The following is a 1,311-nucleotide window of genomic DNA, read 5'->3' as shown; positions in this document are numbered from 1 at the left end:
CGCTCCGGCCGAAGTGCGCACGCTGCCCTCAAGCTGCATCGGCTCGCTGCCGTACGCCTTTTCCAGCGCGTCTTCCATCGCGCGCCGCAGCATGGCAAACGAGGCGTCCACCTCGGGATAACTGTTGTCTTCCCGCCAGGGCAGCACAAGGGTGCGCGTCCAGGCATGCCCCTTGTGCGAGGGGGCTTCCAGCGTGTGGAACGTTTCGGGCGTGTAGCCCGGCGAGCGCTCAAGCTGACCGGGGTAGCAATAGTCCTGGCGCTCTTCTTCCGGCCTGGGAATTGTGGAAACAATGCTCACCACCGGCAGGGCCAGCGCCCGTTCATGGTCTTCGAGCTGCGCGCAGTAACTGAGAACCGGCCGCAGATTCCCTCTTTTCTTGGTGATCTTCCATTCTATACGCATAGCTGCTCCGCTGCTTGGTCATCAATGTTGGGCCGCAGGCATGGGCGGCCGTGTCTGTGTCGTTGGGGCCATAAGGCTCACCAGTTCCCCAAAGGGCGGGGTTTCCGCATTGGCCTCACTGCAAATCCACAGCACGGGATAGTCCGGCTCAGGTGGAAAACGGCTGCACTCAAGGTCGGTAAACCAGATAAGGCAGGTGGGATGCAGATTTTTGTCCGCAATGTGGGCGCAGACCGGGCGATAATCCGTACCGCCTCCGCCCACGGGCATGAGGTCGGTGGGCATGCTCATACGGTTAAAGGTCAATTCGCCCTGAATTTTTGTATCGTGAAACAATACGGTCAGCGTGGTGTCATAAGCGTCCAGCACTGAAAAAAGCTCCGTGCAGAACACGGACAGCACCTTTTCGTCCACAGAACCGGAACAGTCCACAGCCAGAACCACATGCGGCAGGCGGGCCTCGCGACGGGCAGGCAGATAAATCCCCTGATACAGGTAGCGCCTGTTGGGCGTGGACCAGGAGTAATCGCTGTTGGCGCAATGCTCAAGAAAGCGGCGCAACAGTTCGCGCCAGTCCAGTTCGGGCTGCCGTTCCTTGCGGAGCAGGCGCGTCAGCCCCGCAGGCAGACTGCCCATATGTCTTGCCCGCTGCACGGCCTGGCTCAGGGCCACGTCCGCTTCCCGCTCGGCCAGTTTGAGGGCCTGATCGTTCTCCGGTCCGCTCACATCCGGGTGGTCGCGCACCTCTCCGGTAAACGACGTTTTACCCTCGCCCTGCACCGGAGCGCCCCGGTCTTTTTTTACGGTGGGCGTTGTGCCTGCCTGCGCCTGTTCACCCTGTTCCTGCCCGTTTTTTTCCTTTGGACCGCCCCCGGCCCTGGCGGCGCTTTTTCCGCCCAGTTCCTT

The 1,311-nt window shown here is 61.4% G+C and carries 2 protein-coding genes; both read right to left on the bottom strand.

What is annotated here, in order from left to right; genetic code table 11:
- A partial coding sequence (locus tag V6C07_RS00135; protein ID WP_333534304.1) for a hypothetical protein occupies positions 1–405 on the bottom strand: 405 nt, incomplete at its 3' end.
- A 21-nt stretch (positions 406–426) separates the two neighbouring features.
- The coding region (locus V6C07_RS00130) for a vWA domain-containing protein (protein WP_333534303.1) at positions 427–1,311 on the bottom strand (885 nt) is incomplete at its 5' end.

Source organism: Desulfovibrio sp. 1214_IL3152 (assembly GCF_036763055.1).
Lineage (GTDB): Bacteria > Desulfobacterota > Desulfovibrionia > Desulfovibrionales > Desulfovibrionaceae > Desulfovibrio.
Note: the sequence above shows the minus strand (reverse complement) of the source record. Positions and strands in the feature narration are given on the sequence as shown.